Origin of the sequence: Pigmentiphaga sp., from assembly GCF_019689535.1 — a bacterium.
Lineage (GTDB): Bacteria > Pseudomonadota > Gammaproteobacteria > Burkholderiales > Burkholderiaceae_B > Pigmentiphaga.
The window spans coordinates 1-2,408 of sequence record NZ_JADGHH010000324.1 but is presented as its reverse complement, the minus strand read 5'-3'; the positions used below and the strand labels follow the sequence as shown (position 1 = coordinate 2,408).

Sequence of the window (2,408 nt, the reverse complement as noted above, 5' to 3'; positions counted from 1 at the left end):
CCCGGTGCCCATTTTTTTTATGCCCAGGCCCACCGGCGCAGGTGGGGGGGGGTCGCTCGGGCGGTTTGCTCTTCTAACGACTGCAGGGGTTTTGTCTCCTCCACTGCATAACGATATTCTGCTCCTGCAATTTACCGCTGACACTAGGTATTGACCCTATTATGGTGCGGTGCGCACCATGCCATCGACGCGGGCGCGCACCAACACGGTGCATCCAATCACAGCGCCTTGCCGAGCTGCTCCAGGATGGCCGGGTTTTCCAAGGTGGAGACGTCCTGCGTGATGGCCTCCCCCTTGGCGACCACGCGCAGCAACCGGCGCATGATCTTGCCGGAGCGGGTCTTGGGCAGGTTGTCGCCAAAACGGATTTCCTTGGGCTTGGCGATGGGGCCGATTTCCTTGGCCACCCAGTTTCGCAACTCTTTGGCGATTTCGGCGGCCTCTGCATCGTCTGGACGGGCACGCTTCAAGACGACGAATGCCACGACGGCCTCGCCGGTGACATCGTCCGGGCGCCCCACGACGGCGGCCTCCGCGACCAAGGGATGGGCCACCAGCGCCGACTCGACCTCCATGGTGCCGAGGCGATGGCCGGAGACGTTCAGCACGTCATCGATGCGTCCCATGATCCAGAAATAGCCATCGGCGTCGCGGTTGGCGCCGTCCCCCGCCAGGTAGTACTTGCCCCCCAGTTCTTCGGGGTAGTAGCTCTTCTTGAAGCGCTCGGGATCGCCCCAGATGGTCCGGATCATGGCGGGCCAGGGACGCTTGACCACCAGGAATCCGCCCTTGCCCAGCTCGACGTCTGCGCCGGTCTCATCGACGATGGCAGCGAAAATGCCCGGGAGCGGCAACGTGCAGGACCCTGGCTTCAAGCCCGTGACGCCAGGCAGCGGCGTGATCATGTGGCCGCCAGTCTCGGTTTGCCACCAGGTATCGACGATGGGGCAGCGCTCCCCGCCGACATTGGTGTAGTACCAGACCCACGCCTCGGGATTGATCGGCTCGCCTACCGAGCCGATGATGCGCAGGCTGCTCAGGTCGTATTTCTTGGGATGATGGTCCGGGCTGGCCTCGGCCGCCTTGATCAGCGAGCGGATCGCGGTCGGCGCGGTATAGAAGATGGTGGCCTTGTGTTTCTGGATGATCTCCCAGAAACGGCCGGCGTTGGGGTAGGTCGGGACACCCTCGAAGACGATCTGCGTCGCGCCGACCGCCAGCGGGCCGTAAGTGATGTAGGTATGCCCCGTCACCCAGCCGACATCCGCGGTGCACCAATATACGTCGGTGGGCTTGATGTCGAAGGTCCACTTCATGGTGAGCGCCGCCCAAAGCAGGTAGCCCCCGGAAGAGTGCTGGACCCCTTTGGGCTTGCCAGTGGAACCCGAGGTATAGAGAACGAACAGCGGGTGCTCTGCCCCGACCTGGACGGGTTCGCACGTATCGGGTTGGCCTTGCTCCACGTCGTGCATCCAGAGGTCGCGGCCTTCGACCCAGGGTACGTTCCCGCCGGTGCGGCGATAGACGATGACCTTCTTGACGGCTTCGCAGCCGCCCATGGCGATGGCTTCCTCGACGGCGGGCTTGAGCGGGATGGTCCGGCCGCCTCGCACCTGCTCGTCCGCCGTGATGATGAAGGAGGCGCCCACGTCGACGATGCGCTCCTGCAGGCTCTTGGCCGAGAAGCCGCCGAACACGACCGAATGCGTGATGCCGAGCCGGGCGCATGCCTGCATGGCAACCACGGCCTCGATGGACATCGGCATGTAGATGATGGAGCGATCGCCCTTCTTGTAGCCCAGGGCCTTGATGCCGTTGGCGAACCGGCACACCCGGGCGTGCAGTTCGCGATAAGTGACCTTGGTGGTCTTGCCATCGTCGCTTTCGAAGATGATGGCGACCTTGTCGGCGTTGCCGTTCGTGAGATGGACGTCCAGGCAGTTGTACGAGACGTTCAGCTCGCCGTCTTCAAACCACTTGTAGAAGGGGGCGTTGCTTTCGTCGAGCACCTTGGTGAAGGGCTTGCTCCACTGCAGCGTTTCCCTCGCCAGGCGGCCCCAGAAGCCTTCGAAGTCTCGCTCGGCTTCCTCATACAGCGCCTTATAGGCCGCCATGCCCGAAATATTGGCTTGCTTGACGAGTTCCGCGGGCGGCTGGAATACGCGGGTTTCGGTCAGAACGGAATCGATGGTCGACATCGCCTTGGGTCCTCTTGCGTAAATGGATTGGGGCGGATACCCGTAGGTTACCGAAAGGCGGCCATTAACACGCGCTGCAATGCAACAAAGCCTCTCGGGCGGCCTCGCCGCCTGGCCGGCCGGGCGCCCGATGCGGAGAGCGGGGGGTGCAACCGGGCGCGGGGCCGGCTTGCCTTACAATTTCCGCCAAACCAATCCGTTATTCTGCGC

General features: G+C 63.3%; 1 protein-coding gene. It reads right to left on the bottom strand.

Going from position 1 to position 2,408, the window contains the following annotated elements; translation table 11 throughout:
- Positions 1-218: 218 nt before the first annotated feature.
- Positions 219-2,198 (bottom strand): acetate--CoA ligase, encoded by a 1,980-nt coding sequence (gene acs / locus IRZ12_RS17315; RefSeq protein ID WP_296471271.1) that lies wholly within the window; start codon positions 2,196-2,198, stop codon positions 219-221.
- Positions 2,199-2,408: the final 210 nt, after the last annotated feature.